Below are 22,526 nucleotides of genomic sequence, written 5' to 3'. Positions count from 1 at the left end.
CACAAGGAGAGCGGGAACCGATGAACGACGCCGACACCGATGCGACTACCGTGCTCGCGGGCCAAGCCGGGATACGAGACTGGCAGGAGAACGTCTACAAGACTCTCCACCAGCATCCGGAACTCGGTCATCAGGAGGTCAAGACGGCCGCCACAGTCGCCGATGCCCTGCGCGATTTCGACTACGACGTGCACGAGAAGATCGGCACCACCGGCGTGGTCGGCATCCTCAGGAACGGCGACGGGCCCGTCGTGCTCATGCGCGCCGACATGGACGCCCTGGCCATCAAGGAGACGACCGGCCTCCCGTACGCGAGCACCGACCACACGACCGACGCGGCTGGTAACCAGATTCCGGTCATGCACGCGTGCGGACACGACGTGCACGTCGCCTGCCTGCTCGGCGCGGGGCGGCTGCTTTCAGAGAGAACGGATGCCTGGCACGGCACCTATATCGCGCTCTTCCAGCCTGCGGAAGAAGTCGCCGACGGAGCCGAGGCCATGCTCACGGCCGGCCTGGCCGACCTGATCCCCCGGCCCGATGTCGCGCTCGCCCAGCACGTGCTGCCGTTTTCGGCCGGCCGGGTAGGCACGAGGCCGGGCGCGTTCCTCTCCAGCGGCGACAGCATGCGCGTGACCGTGTGGGGTCGCGGCAGCCACGGGTCGATGCCGCACCTCGCCGTTGATCCGGTCGTGCTCGCGTCGATGATCGTTGTGCGGCTGCAGGCGATCGTCGCCCGCGAGGTCACGCCAGGCGAGTTCGCGGTGCTGACGGTCGGTCGCATCCAGGGCGGGTCGAAGAGCAACATCATCTCCGACCATGCGGTGCTGGAGCTGAACATCCGCACCTTCAACGACGTCACGCGCACCATGATCGTGGAGGCGATTCATCGCATTGTGGAGGGCGAATGCGCAGCGTCCGGTTCCCCGAAGCCGCCCACCTTCGAGCTCTACGACCACTACCCGGTGACCGACAACGATCCGGATGCGACGAAGACAGTCACCGACGCGTTCCGACGCCATTTCGGCGACCGGGCGTTCACCATCGATCGCCAGTCGGCCAGCGAGGACTTCAGCGAGATTCCGGATGCCCTGAAGGTGCCGTACACCTATTGGGGAGTGGGCGGCATCGACCCGGCCGAGCTCGCGAAAGCGGAGACGGCTGGAACTGTTTCTTCCGACATTCCGGCGAATCACTCCTCGAACTTCGCGCCCCTGATCGGGCCGACGATCGAGACGGGAACGGCGGCGGCGGTTGTGGCTGCGCTGGCCTGGCTCGGCGCCGACCAAACCTGAACTACCAGTTGCCTCACTGGCGACCCGGGGCATCCGTTGCACCTTGTGTTCCAGGTGGCCTGGGCGCGTTGAGGTTGAACCGAACGCCGATCAGCCGGATGAGGAAGCAAATCGCGGCCGCGATGAGCGCGGCGGGCAGACCGTAGAGACCGATCGCGATGGCCGTGACCGTGAGCGCCGCAGCGACGAGCGCCGGGATGGCGTAGAGCCCTTCGCGCATGACGGACGGAACCCGCCCGACCAAAACATCTCGAATGGTTCCGCCGCCGACCGCGGTGATGACGCCGAGAATTACGGACTGCACGGGGCCGAGACCGAATTCCATGGCCTTGCTGGCGCCGGTGACGGCGAACACGCTGAGCCCCACGGCGTCGAGCACCTCGATGGGAACGGCGAGCCGATGGAGGCGCACAGAAAAAGCGAACGCGATCAACGCGCCGGCCGCGGCGACAGCCAGATAGTGCCAGTCGAGAAAGGTGGCCGGCGGCAGGTCGTCAAGCAGAATGTCACGGATGATGCCGCCGCCGAGCGCGGTGATCATGCCGAGTGTGATGACGCCGACGATGTCCAGTCTGGCCACACGCACAGCCGTCAAGGCTCCGTTGAGTCCGAACGCGAACGCGCCGATCAGGTCGAGCACCAGCAGGAGCGGTGACTCGTCGCTCATCGGCGTCCGATCTGGGTGCGGCGCTGCGGCGGCTGGCTCATCTGGCCATTCTTGCCGTGTCGCGCGGCCGAGGCAATATGAGGCAGACGGCTCGGGACCCCAGGGCTGGACCGCCCGCCGCTGACGATCTGGGGCTACGATGCCCTCGGGAGCGGCCGGATCCCGTCAAGCTCTGCTTCGTGAGCAGCGGTTTCGACGTCAAGGTCATGTCGCACCTGAAGGTTCATCCAGAATCGATCCGACGTGCCGAACGCTCTCGCCAACCGCAGTGCGGTATTCGGGCTGATGCCCCTTTTCCCGTGCACGATCTCGTTGATACGCCGAGGAGGAACGGCGATTGCATGAGCAAGCCGATACTGGCTGATGCCCAGCGGCTTCAGAAACTCCTCAAGAAGGATCTCTCCAGGATGGATGGGTTCGTGCGCTGCAGTCATGATGTCTCCCTTCAGTGGTAGTCGACTATTTCGACGGCAGTTGGACCTGCGTCTGTCCAGGTGAAACAGATGCGCCATTGGTTGTTAATACGGATGCTGTGCTGACCGTTGCGATCGCCCTGGAGCTGCTCAAGACGATTTCCCGGCGGTACACGCAAGTCGTTGATGGCCTCCGCCGCGTCAAGCAAAAGTAGCTTTCGATTCGCGGCCCGTTGCAAATCTGCCCCAAACTTTCGCACATGCTCTCTTTGCCACACGCGCTCGGTGTCTTTGCCCGCGAATGACTGGATCACATCGAAAGCATAACGCGGCGCGTTACTACAGTCAATCGTGCAGCACGCTGGTGCGTCCAAGAGAGTCCTGCACCCGGGTGACGGCGACCAGGGTGCGTCAGTGCGCTTCGCCAGTTCCTCGAGAGCAGTCGCATCAACGCGTCCATCACAGTCGCGTCCTCCCGATCACGATCCGATGGTCGGGCATGTTCCATGACACGGCGGCCTCGCCCGGCGCACGTGTGCGGTCAAATCGTCGGTTTGGCGCGCGTGGGCTCATTCGGCCGCACGCGTGGCCAAAGACCGCAGCATATACGAGCGTAATTCAAGTAGATCACGTTCTACTTGAATGGAACGGCAACCCGTTCAAGTTTGATTGAACGACGCTCGCATCGGAAACGCGATGCGCATGTGGAGTGGCGGGCAGACGCTCGAGACCGGAACGCCCGCCCCTGACGAAGTCTGGCGCTACGACCAAACGGGCCAGCCGCGTTCAAAGCCCGAGCTTCCGGGCCGCCTCATCTGCGGATACGGCCGCGGTGCGTCCGGAGTCGAGATCGGCCAGTCGCTCCAACGCGAGGCGCGCATCCTCGCTGTCAATCATCGCCTCGTAGCGGTCAACGAGTTCAGCTGGCACGATAGCCGCGGCCCGCTTCTGACCCCGCCCACGCGTCACGTACGTGATCTCGCCACCGTAAGCAGCTCGGTTCACGGCATCGGAAAAGTGATCTCGCGCTTGGCTGACAGAAAGCTCGATGTTAATGCTCATCCCCTGAGACTACGCCAAGAACGCCAACTTCGCCATCTCCACCCAAGCCGCAATAGTCACGCCCGTTCGAATCCCATCCGCGAGCCGAGTCGGATGAGTCCGAACGGCGCCGCCAGTCTCGTCGCCGGTAGGCTGGCGAAACCACGGCGACCTGTTCACCCCCGAATAGGTCGCGCTCGCACCAGGTCACACTGACCGTCCGTCTCCGAGCGCAAGCGCCAGATCTATGGACATCAACTGAAGTGCAGATGACAGGTGGCGAGCATGTACACGGATGAGCGGCGACGGATCATCCTCGCGACGGTGGCAGTGAACGGTTCAGTCTCGGTGACCGACCTCGCCCGCATCACTCACTGCTCTGAGATAACGATTCGTCGCGATCTCCGGGTGCTCGTTGACCTGAATCTGGTGAGAAGGCAACGTGGCGGCGCGTCCGCACTCAGAGGTGCGATGGACGAGCCGACCTACCTCGACAAGTCGCGCGTCTCGCACAGCGAGAAGGCCCAGATCGCCCGGGAAGCGGCAACTCTGGTCAAAGACGGCGATGCAATCATGATGTGCGCCGGAACCACCACCGAGCAACTCGCCGTACACCTGGTGCGCCGACGCCTGGTTGTGGTGACCAACTCGACGCTGGTTGCAGAGGCCCTGGCCAACGCCCGAGATGTCGAAGTCTTCATGCTCGGCGGGCTCCTCCGCGGCAGCATTCACGCAGTCGTCGGCGGCGAAGCGGAGCGAGCACTGGCCTCACTGCGCTTCGAGACAGTCTTCATGTCTGGCAACGGACTCACCGCAGAACACGGCCTCTCTACCCCGAACTTGCATGTCGCGAGCATCGATCGGGCAGCCGTGCGCGTGGCTAATCGGGTGGTCGTGCTCGCCGACCGCACCAAGATCGGCCAGAGTTCCCTGGTGCAGACCGTGCCGACCGACCGTATCGATTTGCTGGTGACGGATGCTGGGGCGCCAGTCGATCAGGTCGAGTCACTGCGAGGAGCGGGCGTCGAGGTGCGCCTCGCAGCACAGAGATCGTAGACAGTCGAAAGCGTTACATGTAACATTGGCGTATGGCTGTACGGGATCGTGTGAGTGCACACCGGGAGCGAATGCGCGAGCAGGGTTTTCGACTTGTTCAAGTGTGGGTGCCAGACGTTCGATCCGAGAAGTTCTCCGCTGAGGCGCACCGACAGTCGACCGCCGTCGGTGCGGCCGATCGACTTTCTGACGACCAGGAATTCATCGAGCCTCTGTCAGTGAGTTGGGACGAGTGAACCGGGGCGAGATTTGGTTGCTTGCCGGAGGCGCCTACGCATCCAAGCCACGACCCGCCGTTCTGATTCAAGATGATCGATTTGACGGCACCGATTCGATTACGGTCTGCCCATTCACGTCGACAGAAGTCCCGGCCCCGCTCTTGCGCGTTCGAACCTCGCCGGATGAAATGAACGGGCTCGATTCAGTGAGTTGGATCATGGTCGACAAACTCACCACGGTGCGTCGCGCACATGTGACCCAGCGGATAGGACGCCTCTCTTCGACCCAGGTTGTCGACGTGGAGCGCCTACTCATGGTCTTCCTCGGCCTGGCCGATTGATGCACAGACGGGCCGACCGTGCCCGGAACGGGGCCGGTCGTCCTGGCCGGGGCCACACTGATCTCTTCCCACCCCAAGCGATCAGTTCCGATCACTTGATTGTTCCCGGTGAAGCCCTTTCCTAGGCTGTGACACGGCGCGTCGACGCGCCCACGTCGAAGGAGACATTTCTTGCGTTCCCACCATCATCGCCGAACACTCGCGGCCGTCATCGTCACCGCATTGGCCGCTTCTGCAACACTCGTCTGGGCATCGTCAGCAATCGCTGCTGAAGAAGACGAATGGCAGACCACCGCCCCCGCCGGAGAAATCAGTGCGACCCTGACGGCTGACGCTGCAGGCACGTTGTCGCTCGCGGTCAGCAACTCCGACGCGGTCGCAGTGTCGGCCGATTCACTCGGCATCACGACCGAGGCTGCTGCCTTCACCACCGGTCTCTCGGTGACCGGTCATACAGTGGCGACGGTGGATGGCGAGTCGCTCGATGTCGGGGCGTTGTCCGCCGGTGATTACACGGTGTCGGTGTCGGTGACGGATGCCGCGGGCCGGGACAGCGCTGTATCACTGGCGTTCACCGTGGTCGGTGCAAACGCACCCGGAACCCCGGGTGATGGTGACAGCGGGGGCGACCTGGCTGTGACCGGTGTATCAACAGGGTGGAGCATGGTCATCGCCCTGCTCGCACTGGCTGCCGGTGCAGTGCTCGTGCTCATGCGGCGCCGGGCACACACCCGGTAATCGCTGCAACACATCGCGGCGAGCGAGGGAACGGGCGTGCCGCCCGTTCCCTCGCTCGCGTTACATTTGCTCCGGCTACGCCAGAGTCCCCGCTTCGATCTGGTCGTAAATCTGACAGATTGAGCGCACCTGCAGCATCTCCAGAATGTCGTCTGGGTAACCGACCGACCAGTCCGGTGTCGCCCCGTGAATATTGTCTTCGTATCGAATATTCTCAGCCGCTTCTTCACGCGAGGAGCCAGCCGACCGAGCCGCGGCGACCTGCCCGACCACTTCCTGCATTTGCGCCTTGAACGTCGCCACAAACGCCTTGTTGGTGAGGTCACCGTGCCCTGGGACGAGCACGTCGAAATCCAACTCGCTGATCCGGTCGAGAGTCCTCAGCCACTCATCGACATACGCTTCCTGAAACGACGGCAGACTTGCAGCGCAAACATTGTCGCCGCTGAAGAAGATGCCTTCATCTGGAAGAAGGACACCAATCGTGTTCGGCGTGTGCCCGCTGAGCGAGATGAGACGCAATCGGGTGGTGCCGACATAGAGGTCCATTTCGTCGGTGAAAGTGATGTCCGGCAGTCGCGGTTTGTGGCCCGCCATCAGCGGCACGCCTTCCGGATCGATGATCCGAATCAGATCGTCGATGTATCCCGGTTCTGGAAAGTGATTGACGAGCCCATCGCGAGTGCGATCCTGGCCTACGACGAGACCGGGGAGATAGTAATTGCCCATGGTGTGATCGATGTGATGATCGGTATGAATGAGGTACCTGATCTCACCGAACTTCTCTGCCGTGGCTCGCCATGCCACTGCATCCGTCGGCCTGTGCGGCGCGTCCACCAGGACCACGCCGTCGGTCGTTGACACGATCGCGTTATTCGAACCCAGGTGAGCGGTTTCTACGAAAACTCCTGGAGCAACACTTTGAATCATCAGCCATCCTCGAATCAGTCGTGTGGGTATCAGCGGTGCAGCGTCAGTGGTGGAGTGCTGCCAATGGTGGAGCGAGATCAGAGAGTACGTCGATATCCAGGTCCCCAGTTCCCGTGAAAGCCTGGAGGATCCTGTCGCGCTTCTCCTCCGTCAGCAGGGCCAGTGCGGCATTCTTCGTGAACTTGCCCACCACCTGTTCCGTGCTCCAGGGACGAGTCCGATTCCCGTTCACATCTGCCACGGTCACGATCTCGCGTGAACCGTCGCGCAGGATCAGCTCAATCTCCGCGGGGAACGTGTTCGGGTAACCCGAATCAGACCACGGCTCCCAGGTGATCCGTTTCGCCAGCTCGACGACGCCCGGGTCGGGCGTGCCCTCGAAATCCTCGATGGAGACGTCACCGGTGACCAGCTGGAGGGCGATGGCGTACGGCAGACTCCACCGGCCCTCGTTTGCCCCGGTCGGCGACTGTTTACGCTCCCAGGGAATTGCGATGATCGATTCCTGTCCCACCGGCACCCGACACCTGATCTCGGCGATGTTCTCGGGTGACGAAATGTCAAAGGTGCTGCGTGTGACAGCCTCGATAAACGGATGGACGAAGTGGCAGCAGGGAAACTCCTTGAATGCGGCATCGCTGATCAACCACTCCGAACCCAGCGAGGTCAGGCTTGCCGAGAAGCGTCCATTCGCCGTTTCGTCCCTGGCATAGATGCCGAAGAATCCGTCTGAACCCTCGAACACTCGGGTGGCCCCGGTCACACCTCCTCGCGCCAAGCGGGTGGACGAGATCGCTCCCTGGGCAGCGATGCCCGGTTGGGCCGCTTTAACCGAGGCGCCCTCCGAAAGGAAAGTGAAATTGCCCGAAGAGAAACTCGCCGCGATGCCCACCGAGTTCAACAGCTGCTCATACTCGAAGCGCTGGGTCAGCCCAACCGCAACCGCACCCGCGATGGTTCCGGCGACCGACGTGCCTTGAAAGCCGTTCTTCTGGAAAGCGCTTGGCGCCGCAAGGCCGATTCGAATGATGGTCTCCCACCCCGCGACGAAAGCGTTGAGCATCGTTCTTCCGTCTGCGCCGCACTCTTGGGCGGTCGCCAGAACCGCCGGTGCGAGGACACTGCTCCCGTGCATCACCGAACCAGTGTGCGTGTCATCGAATTCAATGGAATGGATGAGAGTTCCGTTGATCAGTGCCGCGTCGGAGGCGGAGTATCTCTCGGTCGACCCAAGTACGGTGCACGGCCCCGATCCGGGGATACCGAGTGCCGCCAGATGCCGCACCGGTCCCACCCGGGCAGCGGCGAGACCCACCCCAAGGGCATCCAGAAAATGGAGCCGGGCATTGGCCTCCACATCTGACGGGAGCTGGTCGGGAAGTTTCAGCACCCGGCCGGTGAGAAGTTCAGCGCTTGTGGTCATTTCGTCATCCTTTCGAGAGAAGCGCGGACAGAAAAGCAGACAAGGGCATGTCCAGATCCGCTCTCTCGCCCTTCATGAATCTTTGGGCCACGGATGCGAAGTGTGGATGGCGAGACGCCGTCACCGTTTCAAACTTCGAGATCAGTTGTTCTTGGGTAAGCGCGCGATCAGGGCCACCGATGGCGCTGAGAACCGTCTGTTCTCGAGTACTTCCATCACGCAGTGTCACGCTGATCTTCGCTGGACGGTCCTCCGGGGGCTCCGGGAGCGAAGCCCACTCGCTGATTCGCACGCGGGCCCGAAGTGCGCGAACGGCAGGATCGTGCAGGAGTTCTCCGGAGAACACGGCCGGGGCAATCGACCCTGTGGCGAGCACCACCGAGACAGCGTGGGGCAGCGAAAACTTGCCGCCGAGCACGGTGGATGGGTCGACGGTTCCCAGCGCACGAGCGAGCGGATGCGTCTCAACATGGATCTCGACGATGTCATCGCGGTTCACGTTCGCGAGTTCCGACCGAGTCAGCAGATAGGCCGCCTCCACACTGGAATGCAGGTATTGGCAACAGGCGTACAGCTTGTGGTAGGCATCTTCAATCGCATAGCGATCGCCGAGTCCGCCGGTCAGAGCGGAAGTGACTTCGGGGTAACCGTAAGACGTACTGAACACATCGTGCAGCGCAGTCGTGCTGCCGGAGAGGCCGGCCTCTACCAGATCGGCCGCGAGGAAACCCAGCCGCGCTCCTGCTCCTGCCCACCCATTGCGAATGGTGGCGCCCTGTTGCGCATGCGAGAACGGGCCGTTCAGAGAGAACGTTGCGGCGCTGAGAACGGTGTCAGCGAACGCGACGTCATCGAGCTTGCGAGCGGCGGCGAGCGCTGCAGCGGAGCCCAGTGGTGAGAGCGTTGCATGCGGATGCGCGGCAAGTGGCAGAGGAGGCCGGTACGCACGTGCAACCCGGGTGACGACCTCATACGAAGAGACCAACGCCGTGATCACGTCGCCAACGGTGCCCCCGCTGACTTCCAGCTCGGCCAGGGCGGACGGCAGGGTGTACAGCGATCCGTGGCAGGTCGCCAGCCGGTACCCTCCGTCCAATTCCAGCCAGTTCGCCGCGATGGCATTCGCGGCCGCGGCCCATTCCCGTCCAACGTGCTCCATCGGTGCGCCGAGGAGTGTGGAGCCGCCACCCGGTGCCCGGGATACTGCGAGAGCATTGACCTTCCGAACTTCAGGCTCTCCACTGGCCGCAATCGCGGCCGCGATGTCATCGCAGATGACGGCCAGCGCCTTCGCGATGACCCGGGGAGGGAGGTCGTGCACACCTGCCCGTGCGGAGGCACTCGCCCACCCGAGGAGGTGCCCGACCGCCGCGGTCTCCTCCGCCCGGGTGTCATCCTCATACATCGGCGGTGACCAGTGCCGGTGCGGCGGTGGCCGCCTTCCGGTGCTGCCGGTGTGCGACCTCCGCGCAGAAGGCCGCAACCAGGGAAAGCACGATGATGTAGCCGGCCATCGCAAGATTGCTCTGGGTGACGGAGAAGAGCCAGGTCGCGATGAACGGAGTGGTACCGCCGACCAGGGTCGTCGGGAGCGCGTAGCTCAACGATGCTCCGGTGTAGCGAATTCTTGCCGGGAAGAGCTCACTGTAGATAGCGGGCTGCGGGGCGTATGCGGCCGATTGAATCACCGCGAGACCGATGATCATTGCCAGGAGGATAACGAGGGCGTTGCCGGAGTCAATCATCATGAAGTAGGGGATCACGAAGACCGCACTCAGAAGGGCGGCGTACACCACCTGTCGACGCAGTCCAATGCGATCTGAGAGCCAGCCGAAGAACGGGATCGAGACCAGGTAGAACACGGAGACGATCGTGAGGTGGTTCAGGATGTCCGTCTTCGGGAGACCCAGGGTTCCGGTCGCGTACGCCAGCGTATACACCGCGACCATGTAGTAGATGGCGTTGTTCGCCGCGCCGAGCCCGGCTCCCACCAGGACATTTCTCCAGTTGTGCTTGAGTACCTCGCCGATGGGAAGTTTCACCAGCCCGTCGGCCTTCTTCACAATTTCGAAGTCGTGGGATTCCGTAATGCCGGCACGAATATACAAGCCGATCAGAACGATCACAGCGCTCGCCCAGAAGGGAATACGCCACCCCCATTCGTTGAACGCGTCGCCACTCAGATTGGCCACGACTGCGATGACGACGACGGCCAGCAGGGAACCAGCCGGCGATCCCATCTGAGTTGCCGATCCGAAGATGCCCTTCTTGCGTTCCGGTGCATGCTCGACGGACATCAATGCGGCACCGCCCCATTCGCCGCCGAGGGCGACTCCCTGCATGACACGGAAAATGACCAGGAGAGCGGGTGCCCAGACTCCGATCTCCGCATAGGAAGGGATGCAGCCGATCAACACGGTGCTGATGCCCATGATCATTAGCGTCAAAACGAGCATGTTCTTTCGCCCGATTCGGTCGCCGAAATGACCGAAGAGGATGCTCCCGAGCGGTCGGGCCGCGAATCCGACCGCGAAGGTGGCGAACGCTGCCAGGGTCCCGACCACACCGTCTTGCTCCGGGAAGAACACCGGACCGAAAACGAGAGCAGCCAAGGTGCCGTAGATGAAGAAGTCATACCACTCGAGGGTGGTTCCCACGAAGCTGCCGATCGCAGCCCGGCGGGACTGATCCGGCATTTTCCCAACGTCAGTTGCAGACATACGAAACTCCTTTGTTCGGTTGCTGTGCACAAGGCCGTGCGGCCTTAGGTCAATCTGTTATAGCGAGCCCACGTGACGACCGGCGAGGTACCCGAGGCCCGCTGCGGTGCTCAGCCCATTGCCGGAGGCGTAACCGTCGGCGCCGGTTTGCCCGGAGATCCCAGCTGCGACACCACCGCCCGCATAGAGCCCGCTGATGGGTTCGCCATTTGAACGGATGACGCGGGCATGGTGGTCCACCTTCACTCCGCCCTGCGTGTGGAACATTCCCGGTCGGCTGCGGCACACGAAATAGGGTGCTTCAAGCGGCCCCTGGCCGAAATCAGTGCGACCGAACTCGTCCGCCGCGCTGCCTGACGCCGAATCGGTGCTGGTCTCCAGCGTGCGCGCCAGATCCTTTTCGGTACAGCCGATGCGCGCGGCGAGTTCGTGCACACCGTTCGCCTGCGGCACGCAGCCCAAATCGATGATCTTCACGAACCTCGGCTCATTGCGGGCGACGTAATCGTAGATTCGTTTGTCCATGATCGTGAAGCTTTCCGACGCCTGGCTTGCGACCGTTTCGGCGAATGCCGAGTAGCCAACCGACTCATCGCCGAGTCGCTTTCCATCCGGCCCCACGATGATGGCGCCGAGTTCAACGGTGGTCCACGAAAGAATGTCGCCAGCGTCGGTGGCGACGACCGCATAGCCCTGGTAGGCGCCGACGTTGGCGAGGTCCGCGCCCTGCTGCTCTGCCCAGCTGATTCCTTCGCCGGTTGAGCCGGCCGCCCCGAAGTACGGGGTGTCGACCATTTCGGGGATCCAGCGCGCGAGGAGCTCTTTGTTGTTGCCGAAACCGTTCGACGCGAGCAGCACGGCACCCGCATGTATCTGGCGCGACTGTCCGCTCTGCAGTTCGACTGTGACACCCCGCACGGCGTCGTCCTCTTCGATCAGACCGACCGCGGGAGTACGAGTGAGAATCTCGACGCCGTTGGCCTCGCAGGCCCGAAGCAGGTCGGCGGTGAGATTCGCACCGTTCCTGTCGGCCGGCGCGTGCAGACGGGGTACGGAGTGGCCGACATGCTTGTAGTCGGTGATCAGTAGCAGCCCGACCTGGTGCTTGTCGACCAGCCACTCGATCATTTCTGCCGACGACTCAGCCATCCAGGTCACCAGGTCTTCCACCTCGTGGGGGCCGCTGGTGCGGAGAAGGTCACGCACCATTGTTGCCGGAGAGTCCTCGATGCCGGCCTCCCTCTGAAAACGAGTGCCGGCTCCCGGGAGGGAACCGGTGCTCAACGTGCTGTTTCCTCCTGCGGTGTCGAGCTTTTCGAGGAGAAGGACCGACTTGCCCGCGTCGGTTGCCGCGAGGGCGGCCACCATGCCGCACGCCCCTGCTCCGACAATCACCAAGTCGTAGCGTTCCGCTCTCGGCTCCGTGCCGTGTGTGTTGTTCAATTGTTGCCCTTCCGTCTGGCGAGCTCATCGAGCTGTGCTTCCACCTGGTCGGCAGATGCGATGTCGGCGTATTTCTGCGCCATGTCGAACAGGTTCACCTTGTGCACGGTCTCGGTGCGGTCGTACACCGCGTCATGTGGAACGACGACATGGAAGTTGTACGAGAATGCATCGACGACCGTTCCCCGAACACATCCACTGGTCGTGCAACCCGCAACCACGAGTGTGTCGACCTGGCGTTCGATCAGGTAGCTGAGAAGAGCGGTGCCGAAGAAGGCGCTGGGGTGCCGTTTTGGAAGGAGGATATCTCCCGCTGCGGGAGCGATGATATCGACGAACTTGTACCCTTCCTCCGGGATCGTCATGATGCCAGGGACCTTGGCGCCGAGACGACCCTGGTCGAAGGATTCCTTGGGGGCGACGTAGGGATAGATGACCGGCCAGTCGTTTCGTCGAAAGACCGGGAGGAGGCTCTCCTGCACTCTGCGAAGGGCATTCCAACCCGTCTCGCCGCAGCTCGTTGAAAATTCTTCCGCAACAGACTGGAAGAACGGCTTGGGCTCCATACCGACGGTGCGGTACTGCGCGTCGATGATGAGCAGGGCCGGCCGCTTCCCGATACCCGCTGGTTGTCCGAACCCAGCCGCCTCATAGCGCCGCTCGTCGTCATCGGTGATGACGCCTGCCCAGGGTCGTGGGGAAACTGTTTCTGCGTGTGTCATGGATGTTCCTTTCCTGCGGATACCGGTTATCGTCCTGCTAGTTCGGTGAGCGCTCTGCGCCCGCTGAATCGACGCGGGATGTACTCCCCCGTCGTGTCAGTGAGCTCTCCGTTTCGGAGGGCGAACCGACCCTTCACGATGGTGTGCTCGATACTCACGTCTGAGGACCATCCCTCCCACACGCTGTATTCGGCTCCGGAGTGCTGGGTGGCGGCGGTGATTTCGAACGGCGTCGTTGGATCGACGATCGTCAGGTCAGCGTCGAAACCGAGTTCGATCCTTCCCTTGCGGGCACCCATGCCGAAGATCTGAGCCGGCCGGGTGGATGTCATGTTCACCACCGTCTCGAGCGAAATACCGCGACGAATCGCCTCTGAGAGGAACAGTGGGAAGAGGGTTCCGGTGCCGGGGAATCCCGCGGACGCACTCCAGATGTCCTTGTCCTTCGCGCTGAAATGGCGCGGGACATGGTCGGAGCCCAACACGTCTATCTGATTCTCACGAATCGCTTCCCAGAGCGCCTCGTTGTCGCTCGAGGTCCGCAACGGCGGATTGACCTTCCCCCGGGAACCGATTGGGGATTCGGCGTTCAGCGTCAGGTAGTGAGGACAGGTCTCAATGAAGAGATTCCCGTATGCGGCCTGCTGACGTTGTATCGCGGCAAGGGATTCTGCGCTGGTGACGTGAACGGCGTATGCCGACGCACCCGTCACGCTGGCCAGGTACCCCACTCGGCCCTCGGCCTCCGCTTCGACGTAGGTCGGACGAATGTCGTTCCAGGCGGGTAGTCCGGCATCCGGACTCTGAGTGGTCTTCTGGCGGAGCCGCCAGACCAGCTCGATGTTCTCGGCGTGCTGGGCGATCATGGTGCCGGAGTCGGCCGCAGCCTGCAGCGCGTCGAACAGGAAAGCGTCATCGTTCCCCGGCAATCCCAGGTAGGCGCCTTCGTCGCCCCGGAAGTTCGTGAATACCTTGAAGCTTGAGACTCCAAGATCCTCTGCGTAGCTGCTGATCGCTTCGACCTGCTCTGGCGTGACGACGCAGAAATGAAATCCGAAGTTCGTATGGGAGTGCGCGAGCATTGTCTCCTTCGCGTCAGGGAAGACATCGCCATACGGCTTCGGGCTCATCAGGTAGGCCAGCATGGTGGTCACGCCACCCGCGGCAGCCGAGGCAGATTCTTTTTCGGCGTCGGCTGCATTCTTCGGGGCAGAAATGTCCTGACCGAGGTGCACATGGGCATCGATGACTCCCGGCAGAATCCAACGACCGGTCACATCGACGGACTCAATAGCTTCCATGCGGGAATCGGCCGTCGCGATCGCGGCGATTGCGCCGTCGGTGACATAGATATCCGCTCGGGTGAGACCAACGCCGGGCAGCATTGTCCTTCCGCCGCGCAGGGCAAGATCAAATTGGGTCATGGTGTCACTCCTCGTGATGATGCGCTCAATGGTGTGCTGGTCGTCACGGAACTATGCGACCGTGCTCAGTTCGATTCCACGGGTTTCTCGCATAGTCACCGCGGCGATGAGCGTAATGATTCCGGTACCGATCACGAAGAACGCCGGTGCGACCGGATTGCCGGTAGCGGCGACGAGCCACGTGGAGATATATGGGGCGGTGCCTCCTGCAAGTGCCGCGCCGACGCTGAACCCGAACGCGATGCCGGTATAGCGGATGCGAGTGGGAAACATCTCTGCGAACGATGACAGGGCGACGCCCATGAGTGCCGAATCGGTCAAGCCGAGGATGATGTGGGCGCCGACCGCTACCGCGCCGCCTTGCTCGAACAGGAGGAATGCCGGAACAGCCAGGACGATCGCGGCAACCGTGGCACCGATGAAGACCGGCTTGCGTCCCACTCGATCGGAGAGCGCACCGAACAGCGGCATCGCGATGACGGAGACGAGAAGGGTCAGGGTTGTTGACATATAGGCGAAGTCCGAACTCAGCCCGACGACCTTCTGCATGTGGATGTTCACGTAGACGTAGGCGACGTAGTACGCCGAGAACAACAGGATCGACAGTCCGACCACACGCAACAGTGCGCGCGGGTGGCTCTTCAGGAGCTCGAGGAACGGGGCCTTCTTGGCCTGTGACTTCGCGATCGCTTTGAAGTCCTTGGTCTCTTCTAGACCATTGCGAATCCAAAGCCCGATCAGTCCAATGGGGATGGCGATCAAGAAGGGTATGCGCCAGCCCCACTCGATCATTTCATCGCTCCCCAGCGTCAGGTTAAGGATCGCAACGGTGACGGATGCCAGGAGCGACCCTGCGAGGGCTCCCATCTGGGTGGTCGCGCAGAGCAGGCCACGCTTCGCGGACGGCGAGCGCTCAGCGACGAATGAGGCGGCGCCGCCCAGTTCGCCACCCGCGGCAAGTCCCTGAACGCACCGTGCCAAAACCAGAAGAAGCGTGGCTCCAAGGCCGATGGCCGCGTAGGTGGGCAGGATGCCGATCAGTCCGCTGGCAATGGCCATCAGCAGCACGGTCCACGCCAGGGCGTTCTTCCGCCCGTAGCGGTCGCCGAAGTGGCCGAAGAGCAACGCCCCGACTGGCCGGAGGACGAATGCGACCGCAAATGTCGCCAGAGTGGCAAGCAGCGCCGATGCCGGATCGCCACTGGCGAAGAAGTGCACGGAGAGAATTGTTGCTACGTAACCGTAGACACCGAAGTCGAAGTATTCGACGATCGAGCCAACGGCCCCGGCCACGACGACGCGACTCGAGATCTTCTGCTCGTCCGACGGAATGGAAACCTCTGGAATAGCGCTCACTTGTATCCTCCTTGATCCTGCGAGATAGTTAACAGGGTTTAGTGTCAACTGTCAACAGTTGCCAGTTGCGGCTCTGGCCGAAAGTCTGGACAGTAAACTCAACCTGCATGTCGCCTGAGTCGGCGACGGTGGGATCCGACAAGAAACTGGAGGTACTTCCGTGGTCGACGTGAATGTCGGCGGCAGGGCGCCACTCAAGCTCAACGTGACGTATTCGCGACAAACCGAGGCCGTGCTTCGCGAGATGGTGCTCGACGGAACGCTGACGCCGGGGGAACGGCTGAACGAGGTCGCGTTGTCGGCCGCGTTGGGGATCAGCCGAGGGCCGCTGCGTGAAGCTATCCAGAAACTTGTCGGTGAAGGTCTCCTCCGCGTGCAGAGTCACCGCGGTGCCTACGTTCGCGAATATGAGCCACGCGAAATAATCGAGCTGTATGAGATGCGCGCCGCCCTCGAGCTCTACGCTGTGCGGTTGGCCGTCGAACGGGCGAGTGATACCGATCTCGAACGGGTGCACAACATACTTCTCCAGAGTTCGGACTCACCCGGTCACCAGCCTCAGCCTGGCCCGTATGTGGCCGAGCTGGATTTTCACCAGCAGCTTGTCGAGCTTGCCGGGAACTCCATCATCAGCGCGAACTGCCTGGAGATGAACAGGCGACTCTACCCGCCGCTGTCGCGCACGCCTCGCGACCCGCAGAGAGTGCAGAACGCGGTGGCCGAACACCAGCGCGTCATGACGGCTTTGCGCTCTCGCAGCCGCGCCGGCGCATCCGCTGCGATGGAGCAGCACCTGGCTAACTCCATGCGCAACTCGCTCGTGGTGCTGGGTCTCGAGACCGTCACGCTCGAGTCATAGTCTCGTCCAACGCTTCATCCGTCTCCCTTCGAGAGGTCTACATTCGTGCTGTATGCAACCACACCCGCCCCCGAGAAGCGCAGCCTACTGCGCGAAAGGCTGTCCAGTGGAAAACTGCTGAGGCTACCCGGAGCGTTCAACCCACTGTCCGCCAAGCTCATCCAGGCCAAGGGCTTTGACGGCGTGTATATCTCCGGCGCCGTAGTTGCGGCCGATCTTGGCCTGCCTGATATCGGACTGACGACGCTGACCGAGGTGGCCGGGCGGGCAAAACAGATTGCGCGGATGACAGACCTGCCCGCGATCGTCGACGCCGACACAGGCTTCGGCGAACCGATGAACGTCGCGCGAACCGTGCAGGAACTCGAAGATGCCGGCCTGACGGGCATGCACATCGAGGATCAGGTCAATCCGAAGCGCTGCGGCCACCTGGACGGCAAGCAGGTCGTCGACGAAGACACCGCGCTGAAGCGCATCCGTGCTGCTGTCGACGCACGCAGGGACCCGAACTTCCTGATCATGGCGCGCACCGACATCCGTGCCGTTGATGGCCTTGATGCGGCAATCGACCGGGCGAAGAAGCTCGTTGACGCGGGCGCTGAAGCGATCTTCCCAGAGGCGATGTCATCGTTGGCCGAGTTCGAAGCCGTACGCCGAGCTGTCGACGTACCCCTGCTTGCGAATATGACGGAATTTGGAAAGAGCGAGCTGTTCACCAGCGAACAGCTGGGAGACATCGGCATCAATATCGTCATCTGGCCGGTCTCTTTGCTGCGCATGGCGATGGGGGCAGCTGGCCGGGCACTCGACACTCTCAACGACGAGGGGTCGCTGACATCGAAGCTCGGCGAGATGCAGCACCGTGCCGACCTGTACGAGCTCATGGCTTACGAGTCGTACAACCACTTCGACGCGTCGGTTTTCAACTTCCGCGTGGCACGGCAATGACCCGGTACCTTGACGACGACATTGTTGCATCCGAACTGAGTGCGCAGGATGCGTTCGCCTGCGTCGAGCGGGCGTTTCGACTGTTGGCCGACGGGTCAGCCACAAACGCAGTGCGCCAAAGATCGCAGATGGGCACTGCTGTGATTAACGTCATGTGGGCGCTGGCGCCGACAGAGGGCGTCATGGGAGTCAAGGCGTATCCGGTGGTGCGAACAGATGTCAGCCAGGGCAGCGTTCTGACCTTTTTGCTGTATGCCATCGACACAGGAGAACTGCTCGCGGTGATGAAGGCCGACCGACTCTCACAGATCAGAACGGGCGCAGCCACTGCAGTTGCCACTCGAGCGATGGCCCGGCCCGATGCGGAGGTGCTATCTGTTTACGGCGCTGGCCTGCAAGCGGAGACGCAGATCAGGGCGCTTGTCAGTGCTCTGCCGAACCTGCGCTCCGTGCGCGTTGTGGGGCGAAGCGTCGAGCGCCGCGATGCGTTCATCACGCGCATGCGGAGAGAATTGGGCGTCGATGTGCGGGCGGATGAACCGGAATCTGCGGCGAGGGCAGCCGATGTCATCGTCACTGTGACCGGCTCTGCCGCTCCGGTGATTCGTGGCTCCTGGCTCAAGGCGGGAACGCATGTAAACGCTGTGGGTTCGAACATGGCGACCAAGCGCGAGGTGGACCGCGAGGTGCTTGAAAGGGCTGCATTGATCGTGGTCGACGATCGCGAGGTCGCGCAAGTCGAGTGCGGTGACTTGATAGCAAACGGCTGGGATCCCTCATCGGTCGGAACCATCGGCGAGCTGCTGTCTAATCGCATACCTGGCCGAATGAGCCCAGAGGACATCACCGTTTTTGAGTCGCAAGGGCTCGCTCTTCAAGATGTGGTGTGCGGTGCACTTGTCGTGAAGAGGGCGACCGAGAAGGGCTTCGGATTGCGCATCAGTTGATTTGACGCCTGCCGAACAGGTGACGTTCTGAATCAGCCGCCGGTCAACCGCTGCACCAGAGGATCGTCGACTAGATCTTCTGCGCTCCGACTTTCGCGAGCAGTGTGCGCTCGGCGAGGCGCGCTATCTCTCTCGTTGCCGGCGAGAGGAACGTGCCCTCCCTCTGCACAAGGGCGATGGTGTCGTACAGCGGTTCGGAGAACGGAAAGGTGCGGATGTTGCCTGGGAAGCCTGAACTCTCCGAAATCGTTCTGCACACCATCGTCTCGCCGGCCCCGGAGGCCACCATTCGGATGGCTGTTTCGACGTGCTCCACCTCGATCACGGGATCGATCTTCACTCCGGCCAACTGAGACCGTTCGAGAATCTGACGCCGAGTCGGATCCTTCCACCCTGAGTGCGCGTCGTACAGGATGAGGTTTCGTGCGGCGGCCATCTCCTCGATCGTCACCGCACCAGCGTCGAGTCTGCGAGTTGTGGACGCGAACAGCACTTCATCCTTGAAAAGCGGCTTCACGACAAGCCCCTCCTCGTTGAACGGGAGTACGACGAGACCGGCTTCGATCTCTCCCGCGGCGATCGATTCCGCAACCAACCCGGAATTCAGGCCGACCATCCGCACGCGCACTTTCGGATAGCGGGTGTGAAACCGCTGCACCAGGTCACCCAGGTCGTAATAGCCGGCGTTACGCAACACACCGAACTGCGTCACACCACTCTCCAGAGAGGAGATCGATCGCAGCGCTTCCACGCCCGCGTCAAGAGATGCGAGAGCCTGCTGGGCGAAACCTCGGAACTCTATCGCGGCAGCCGTGGGAATCAGCTTCCGCGAGCCACGCGTGAAAAGGCTCAGTCCGAGCTCATCTTCGAGACGACTGATCAGCTCCGAAATCGACGCCTGGCTGGTGGACAACGTCACGGCGGCGGCGGTGAACGAACCGTGCTCAAACGCGTTAAGAAATGCTCTTACCTGAGCGAGTGTCATAGGGTTATCCTATCCTTTCCATCGCAATATATAGGGTTGTCCTATGGACCGCTCTCGGGTTAACGTCAGGTCATGCAGATCAACAAGGCCGACGAGGCATACATCAGTGGAAGCTACACCGTGCTCAAGAGCCCCGAAATCGGTGGCGTCCCCGCACAGCGGTTACCGGCAGTGGTTGAAACGGTGTCAGCGATGCTTGCTGACATCGAAAAGAACGGCATGGATGCTGTTCTGAAATATTCGCGGGATCTCGACGGCTGGGAAGGCGACGACGTCGAGATGAGCGCAGACCAGTTGGCCAAGACCGGCGACGAGCTCTCTCCGGAACTGCGTGAAGCACTTGCGGCCGGCGCCGAACGGACACGACTGTTTGCAGTCGAACAACGCGAACGCCTGACCGACTTCGAAATTGAGCTCATTCCCGGTGTGACTGCGGGACACAAGTATGTGCCGGTATCCCGAGTTGGGGCATATCTACCAGCCGGGCGCTTCCCCATTCTCGCCAGCGCGTTCATGACCGTCGGCGTCGCCAAAGCTGCGGGCGTGCCCAACGTCATGGCGTGCTCACCGCCAGCCAGTGCCACGAGTGGACACCCCGCAGTGTTGTACTCGGCTTATCTGTCGGGCGTCGACCGTGCCTTCACAATCGGAGGGGTACAGGCGTTGGCGGCAATGGCCTTCGGACTCCTCGGTGATCAGCCCGTCGACATTCTCGTTGGGGCAGGAAACGCGTATGTCACCGAGGCGAAGCGTCAGCTCTTCGGCCGGGTGGGAATCGATCTTCTCGCTGGGCCGTCAGAAGTCGCCGTCATCGCCGACGAAACAGCTGACCCTGAGATCGTCGCTGCAGACCTGCTCGGCCAGGCAGAGCACGGACCTCAGTCGCCCTCATCGTTGGTAACGACGTCGCGAGAGTTCGGCGAGGCAGTGATCGGCCACATCGACAGTCAGCTCCGCACCTTGGAAACACGCGATATCGCCGGACCCGCATGGCGCGACTACGGAACCGTGTACCTGGCCGACAACCGGCAGACCGCAGCCGAGATCATGGACCTTCTCGCTCCTGAACACCTCGAAATCCAGACGGCTGACGACACCTTCTACCACCAGACTCTCAAGAACTACGGTTCGCTCTTCCTGGGGCCCTGGTCGACGGTCGCCTATTCAGATAAGGGCATATCGGGAACCAACCATGTACTGCCGACGGGCGGCGGCGCGAAGTCGTCGGCAGGGCTCTCCGTGGCTCGCTTCCTCAAGCCGCTCACGTTTCAGCGAGTCACCGAAGAGGCAACACCCCGCCTCGCCAACTATGTGTCCACCATCGCAGAATTCGAAGGGATGAAGGCTCACCAGGCCACCGCAACTTTGCGACTCCGTTCGGCCAAGTAATTCCCTCTGTTCCCCCTCAGGAAGGCAAGTCAATGAAGATTCAGCAACGAGGCATCCGTCGCCTCAGTTTCGCCATACCGATGGCCGTGGCCCTCACTCTGGTCGCCACCGCATGCGCGGGCACCGAAGGCGGCAGTCAAAGCGGAGAAGAGCAGAAGACGATCACCGTCATCACGTCGAACGATGCTCCATTCTCGATGGACGACGGCGATGGTGGCCTCACCGGCATCGACGGCGACATGATCACTGCGATCGCTGAAACCAACGGATGGAAGATCAAGGTCTTTGTCACCGACTTCAACACCATGATTCCAGCGCTGCAGTCCAACAAGGGCGACGTCATCGTCGATGCGATGTACATCACCGATGAGCGCGCCAAAGAAATCAACTTCACTGACACCTGGTACATCCAGGGCGAAGGGATGCTGGTGCCCGGCGATTCCGACCTCAAGTCGCGTGACGACGTGAAGGGTAAGGTTCTCGGGGCGCAAACGGGAACCGTGTTCGCTGAGTTCATCGAATCACTCGGCGGCAGCGATACGAAGTTCTTCGACTCCCAGGCTGCGATCATCCAGGCAGTGGAGAACGGCCAGGTCGATGCCGCGTTCACGGACAGCGCCGTCGTCGCATACAGCCTCGTGCAGAATCCGAACGACAAGGTCAAGCTCGTCACACCATACGAGCCGCACTTCCCCGGCAAGATCGGCGCCGGAATCAAGAAGGACAATCCCGAGCTCCTTGAGGACATCAACACGGGGCTTGCTGAACTCAAGGAGTCGCCTGACTACCTCGAAATACTCAAGAAGTACGGCCTCGGCGAGGACAACGTAGCCGAGTAGATACCTCGCAAGTCGGCGCCCTTCTTCGATTCATCGACACGACGAAGCGGAACGGGCGCCGACTTCGGTATCTCAGGAACTTTCAATTATGGACTTCATAGAACGCACTCTCGCAGTGTTCCCTGCCCTTTTGGGGGCAACCCCAGTCGTACTGCAACTCGCGCTCGGCGCCATGGCGCTGGCGCTCTCACTTGGGCTCTTGATCGCCCTTGCCCGAATCTCCTCCTTCCGTGTGCTTCGCGGAATCGCGGTCGTCTACCTCGAAGTCATGCGAGGCACACCACTACTCGTGCAACTCGTGTACATCTTCTTCGTGCTGCCAAGCATCGGCATCAACATCGAACCGGTGCTCGCAGGAATCCTCGGCCTCGGTTTGAACTATGCGGCTTACTTGTCTGAAGTCTTCCGGTCGGCCATCCTCTCGGTTGAAAGCGGTCAAGGCGAGGCTGCCCTCTCTCTCGGATACACCCCCACCAAGGCACTCTGGAGGATCGTGCTTCCACAGTCATTCGTGGTTGCGTTGGGGCCGATCGGCAACTACTTCATTGCCGTCGTCAAGGACACTGCGCTGACATCCGTCATTGCGGTGACGGAAATTCTGAAGACGGCCAACATCCTCAACAGCCAGACGTTCCAAACCACAGAGATCTACACGGCGGCCGCGTTGCTCTACCTGATCATCAGCCTTCCGCTCTCGCGGATCGTCGTACTGCTTGAAAGGAAGGCGCGAACACGTGGTTGACAACATCGTCATCGAAGTCAAGGACCTCCA

General features: G+C 61.8%; 24 protein-coding genes. 11 read left to right on the top strand and 13 right to left on the bottom strand.

What is annotated here, in order from left to right; genetic code table 11:
• Positions 1-20: 20 nt before the first annotated feature.
• Complete coding sequence (locus tag K323_RS0107945) at positions 21-1,295, top strand: amidohydrolase (RefSeq protein ID WP_022884749.1); 1,275 nt, start codon at positions 21-23, stop codon at positions 1,293-1,295.
• 13 nt (positions 1,296-1,308) lie between these two features.
• Here K323_RS0107945 and K323_RS0107940 read toward each other — a convergent pair whose 3' ends face one another.
• The 4 genes from K323_RS0107940 to K323_RS0107925 form a co-directional block, all read right to left on the bottom strand.
• Positions 1,309-1,962, bottom strand: a complete 654-nt coding sequence (locus K323_RS0107940) for a trimeric intracellular cation channel family protein (RefSeq protein WP_022884748.1) — start codon at positions 1,960-1,962, stop codon at positions 1,309-1,311.
• Between the two features lie 134 nt (positions 1,963-2,096).
• The gene (locus K323_RS0107935; protein WP_022884747.1) at positions 2,097-2,396 is read right to left on the bottom strand and encodes a HigA family addiction module antitoxin; all 300 of its coding nucleotides are present in this window, start codon (positions 2,394-2,396) and stop codon (positions 2,097-2,099) included.
• 11 nt (positions 2,397-2,407) lie between these two features.
• Positions 2,408-2,689 (bottom strand): type II toxin-antitoxin system RelE/ParE family toxin, encoded by a 282-nt coding sequence (locus K323_RS0107930; RefSeq protein WP_022884746.1) that lies wholly within the window; start codon positions 2,687-2,689, stop codon positions 2,408-2,410.
• Between the two features lie 472 nt (positions 2,690-3,161).
• Complete coding sequence (locus K323_RS0107925; protein WP_022884745.1) at positions 3,162-3,437, bottom strand: type II toxin-antitoxin system prevent-host-death family antitoxin; 276 nt, start codon at positions 3,435-3,437, stop codon at positions 3,162-3,164.
• Between the two features lie 264 nt (positions 3,438-3,701).
• Here K323_RS0107925 and K323_RS0107920 point away from each other — a divergent pair, with 264 nt between their 5' ends.
• The 4 genes from K323_RS0107920 to K323_RS0107905 all read left to right on the top strand — a co-directional run bounded on the left by K323_RS0107920 (position 3,702) and on the right by K323_RS0107905 (position 5,769).
• A complete protein-coding gene (locus K323_RS0107920) occupies positions 3,702-4,472 on the top strand; it encodes a DeoR/GlpR family DNA-binding transcription regulator (protein WP_022884744.1) in 771 nt (256 codons plus the stop codon).
• A gap of 32 nt (positions 4,473-4,504) precedes the next feature.
• A complete protein-coding gene (locus K323_RS0107915; RefSeq protein WP_022884743.1) occupies positions 4,505-4,708 on the top strand; it encodes an antitoxin MazE family protein in 204 nt (67 codons plus the stop codon).
• Positions 4,705-5,031: a type II toxin-antitoxin system PemK/MazF family toxin gene (locus K323_RS0107910; RefSeq protein WP_022884742.1), complete on the top strand. Its 327-nt coding sequence runs from the start codon at positions 4,705-4,707 to the stop codon at positions 5,029-5,031. Before K323_RS0107915 ends, K323_RS0107910 begins: the two co-directional genes overlap by 4 nt.
• 171 nt (positions 5,032-5,202) lie before the next feature.
• On the top strand, positions 5,203-5,769 hold the full coding sequence (locus tag K323_RS0107905) for an LPXTG cell wall anchor domain-containing protein (protein ID WP_022884741.1): 567 nt from the start codon (positions 5,203-5,205) through the stop codon (positions 5,767-5,769).
• 75 nt (positions 5,770-5,844) lie between these two features.
• On the opposite strand, the gene K323_RS0107900 is transcribed toward K323_RS0107905, so the two are convergent.
• Genes K323_RS0107900 through K323_RS0107865 form a run of 8 tightly spaced genes read right to left on the bottom strand, consistent with a single transcriptional unit; the run spans position 5,845 to position 15,787 of the window.
• Positions 5,845-6,699, bottom strand: coding sequence for an MBL fold metallo-hydrolase (locus K323_RS0107900; protein WP_022884740.1), 855 nt, complete (start codon positions 6,697-6,699; stop codon positions 5,845-5,847).
• 43 nt (positions 6,700-6,742) lie between these two features.
• A complete protein-coding gene (locus K323_RS28820; RefSeq protein WP_022884739.1) occupies positions 6,743-8,122 on the bottom strand; it encodes an MmgE/PrpD family protein in 1,380 nt (459 codons plus the stop codon).
• Positions 8,123-8,126: 4 nt separating this feature from the next.
• Positions 8,127-9,527: an MmgE/PrpD family protein gene (locus K323_RS24960; protein WP_022884738.1), complete on the bottom strand. Its 1,401-nt coding sequence runs from the start codon at positions 9,525-9,527 to the stop codon at positions 8,127-8,129.
• Positions 9,520-10,842 carry an MFS transporter gene (locus tag K323_RS24955; RefSeq protein WP_022884737.1) on the bottom strand — a complete coding sequence of 441 codons (1,323 nt, stop codon included), beginning with the start codon at positions 10,840-10,842 and terminating at the stop codon, positions 9,520-9,522. Before K323_RS24955 ends, K323_RS24960 begins: the two co-directional genes overlap by 8 nt.
• Positions 10,843-10,899: 57 nt before the next feature.
• Positions 10,900-12,285, bottom strand: a complete 1,386-nt coding sequence (locus K323_RS0107880; protein ID WP_022884736.1) for an FAD-dependent oxidoreductase — start codon at positions 12,283-12,285, stop codon at positions 10,900-10,902.
• Positions 12,282-13,007, bottom strand: coding sequence for an isochorismatase family protein (locus tag K323_RS0107875; RefSeq protein ID WP_022884735.1), 726 nt, complete (start codon positions 13,005-13,007; stop codon positions 12,282-12,284). Before K323_RS0107875 ends, K323_RS0107880 begins: the two co-directional genes overlap by 4 nt.
• 26 nt (positions 13,008-13,033) lie before the next feature.
• Positions 13,034-14,431, bottom strand: coding sequence for a dihydroorotase (locus tag K323_RS24950; protein ID WP_022884734.1), 1,398 nt, complete (start codon positions 14,429-14,431; stop codon positions 13,034-13,036).
• A 51-nt stretch (positions 14,432-14,482) separates the two neighbouring features.
• Positions 14,483-15,787, bottom strand: coding sequence for an MFS transporter (locus tag K323_RS0107865; RefSeq protein ID WP_022884733.1), 1,305 nt, complete (start codon positions 15,785-15,787; stop codon positions 14,483-14,485).
• A gap of 160 nt (positions 15,788-15,947) precedes the next feature.
• Between K323_RS0107865 and K323_RS0107860 the strand changes: the two genes are divergently transcribed.
• The 3 genes from K323_RS0107860 to K323_RS24945 are packed head-to-tail and all read left to right on the top strand — an operon-like array spanning position 15,948 to position 18,541.
• Positions 15,948-16,646, top strand: coding sequence for a GntR family transcriptional regulator (locus K323_RS0107860; RefSeq protein ID WP_022884732.1), 699 nt, complete (start codon positions 15,948-15,950; stop codon positions 16,644-16,646).
• 45 nt (positions 16,647-16,691) lie between these two features.
• A complete protein-coding gene (gene prpB, locus K323_RS0107855) occupies positions 16,692-17,594 on the top strand; it encodes a methylisocitrate lyase (protein WP_022884731.1) in 903 nt (300 codons plus the stop codon).
• Positions 17,591-18,541 carry an ornithine cyclodeaminase family protein gene (locus K323_RS24945; RefSeq protein ID WP_022884730.1) on the top strand — a complete coding sequence of 317 codons (951 nt, stop codon included), beginning with the start codon at positions 17,591-17,593 and terminating at the stop codon, positions 18,539-18,541. The genes prpB and K323_RS24945 overlap by 4 nt, the downstream gene beginning before the upstream one ends.
• 70 nt (positions 18,542-18,611) lie before the next feature.
• Here K323_RS24945 and K323_RS24940 read toward each other — a convergent pair whose 3' ends face one another.
• Positions 18,612-19,526: a LysR family transcriptional regulator gene (locus K323_RS24940; RefSeq protein WP_022884729.1), complete on the bottom strand. Its 915-nt coding sequence runs from the start codon at positions 19,524-19,526 to the stop codon at positions 18,612-18,614.
• 72 nt (positions 19,527-19,598) lie between these two features.
• On the opposite strand from K323_RS24940, the gene hisD reads away from it, so the two are divergent.
• From hisD to K323_RS0107830, 3 genes are all read left to right on the top strand, one after another.
• Positions 19,599-20,915, top strand: coding sequence for a histidinol dehydrogenase (hisD, locus tag K323_RS0107840; RefSeq protein WP_022884728.1), 1,317 nt, complete (start codon positions 19,599-19,601; stop codon positions 20,913-20,915).
• A gap of 32 nt (positions 20,916-20,947) precedes the next feature.
• The gene (locus tag K323_RS0107835) at positions 20,948-21,754 is read left to right on the top strand and encodes a substrate-binding periplasmic protein (RefSeq protein WP_022884727.1); all 807 of its coding nucleotides are present in this window, start codon (positions 20,948-20,950) and stop codon (positions 21,752-21,754) included.
• Between the two features lie 88 nt (positions 21,755-21,842).
• Positions 21,843-22,496 carry an amino acid ABC transporter permease gene (locus K323_RS0107830; protein WP_022884726.1) on the top strand — a complete coding sequence of 218 codons (654 nt, stop codon included), beginning with the start codon at positions 21,843-21,845 and terminating at the stop codon, positions 22,494-22,496.
• Positions 22,497-22,526: the final 30 nt, after the last annotated feature.

Origin of the sequence: Glaciibacter superstes DSM 21135 (assembly GCF_000421145.1) — a bacterium.
GTDB lineage: Bacteria > Actinomycetota > Actinomycetes > Actinomycetales > Microbacteriaceae > Cryobacterium > Cryobacterium superstes.
The sequence above is the reverse complement of the archived record's forward strand: the minus strand, read 5'-3'. Positions and strand labels throughout refer to the sequence as shown.

Excerpts from the sequence above, each read along its gene's own strand:
- K323_RS0107945 (WP_022884749.1), top strand. The coding sequence starts at position 21 with ATGAACGACGCCGACACCGATGCGACTACCGTGCTCGCGGGCCAAGCC.
- K323_RS0107940 (WP_022884748.1), bottom strand. The coding sequence starts at position 1,962 with ATGAGCGACGAGTCACCGCTCCTGCTGGTGCTCGACCTGATCGGCGCG.
- K323_RS0107935 (WP_022884747.1), bottom strand. The coding sequence starts at position 2,396 with ATGACTGCAGCGCACGAACCCATCCATCCTGGAGAGATCCTTCTTGAG.
- K323_RS0107925 (WP_022884745.1), bottom strand. The coding sequence starts at position 3,437 with ATGAGCATTAACATCGAGCTTTCTGTCAGCCAAGCGCGAGATCACTTT.
- K323_RS0107920 (WP_022884744.1), top strand. The coding sequence starts at position 3,702 with ATGTACACGGATGAGCGGCGACGGATCATCCTCGCGACGGTGGCAGTG.
- K323_RS0107915 (WP_022884743.1), top strand. The coding sequence starts at position 4,505 with ATGGCTGTACGGGATCGTGTGAGTGCACACCGGGAGCGAATGCGCGAG.
- K323_RS0107900 (WP_022884740.1), bottom strand. The coding sequence starts at position 6,699 with ATGATTCAAAGTGTTGCTCCAGGAGTTTTCGTAGAAACCGCTCACCTG.
- K323_RS28820 (WP_022884739.1), bottom strand. The coding sequence starts at position 8,122 with ATGACCACAAGCGCTGAACTTCTCACCGGCCGGGTGCTGAAACTTCCC.
- K323_RS24960 (WP_022884738.1), bottom strand. The coding sequence starts at position 9,527 with ATGTATGAGGATGACACCCGGGCGGAGGAGACCGCGGCGGTCGGGCAC.
- K323_RS24955 (WP_022884737.1), bottom strand. The coding sequence starts at position 10,842 with ATGTCTGCAACTGACGTTGGGAAAATGCCGGATCAGTCCCGCCGGGCT.
- K323_RS0107875 (WP_022884735.1), bottom strand. The coding sequence starts at position 13,007 with ATGACACACGCAGAAACAGTTTCCCCACGACCCTGGGCAGGCGTCATC.
- K323_RS24950 (WP_022884734.1), bottom strand. The coding sequence starts at position 14,431 with ATGACCCAATTTGATCTTGCCCTGCGCGGCGGAAGGACAATGCTGCCC.
- K323_RS24945 (WP_022884730.1), top strand. The coding sequence starts at position 17,591 with ATGACCCGGTACCTTGACGACGACATTGTTGCATCCGAACTGAGTGCG.
- K323_RS24940 (WP_022884729.1), bottom strand. The coding sequence starts at position 19,526 with ATGACACTCGCTCAGGTAAGAGCATTTCTTAACGCGTTTGAGCACGGT.
- hisD (WP_022884728.1), top strand. The coding sequence starts at position 19,599 with ATGCAGATCAACAAGGCCGACGAGGCATACATCAGTGGAAGCTACACC.
- K323_RS0107835 (WP_022884727.1), top strand. The coding sequence starts at position 20,948 with ATGAAGATTCAGCAACGAGGCATCCGTCGCCTCAGTTTCGCCATACCG.
- K323_RS0107830 (WP_022884726.1), top strand. The coding sequence starts at position 21,843 with ATGGACTTCATAGAACGCACTCTCGCAGTGTTCCCTGCCCTTTTGGGG.